Raw genomic sequence first — 242 nt, 5'->3', positions numbered from 1 at the left:
ACGTCAAGAGACTTTACACACGGTCTTGCACAGAGCAATTCATTCCCCTTGTCTTATTTTTTCTCATATATACCCTTTCCACGAGACTATAAGTCAGGAGTACCGGGACTCTCTCAGGTGAGAGAGCGAGGGGAAAGGCGTAGGACGTCGAGGAGAGTGGTAAGCCAGGCTCATAGCTCAGTTGGTTAGAGCGCTACACTGATAATGTAGAGGTCGGCAGTTCAACTCTGCCTGGGCCTACG

Annotated in this window: 1 tRNA gene; it reads left to right on the top strand. The window is 50.0% G+C overall.

The window, feature by feature from the left end:
• The first annotated feature begins 166 nt into the window (after nucleotides 1-166).
• Nucleotides 167-240 (top strand) — tRNA-Ile (locus HMPREF2890_RS02625).
• Nucleotides 241-242: the final 2 nt, after the last annotated feature.

This window comes from Porphyromonas sp. HMSC065F10 (assembly GCF_001808555.1).
In the GTDB taxonomy this organism is placed as follows: Bacteria; Bacteroidota; Bacteroidia; order Bacteroidales; family Porphyromonadaceae; genus Porphyromonas_A.
This window is presented reverse-complemented; position numbering and strand designations above follow the sequence as displayed.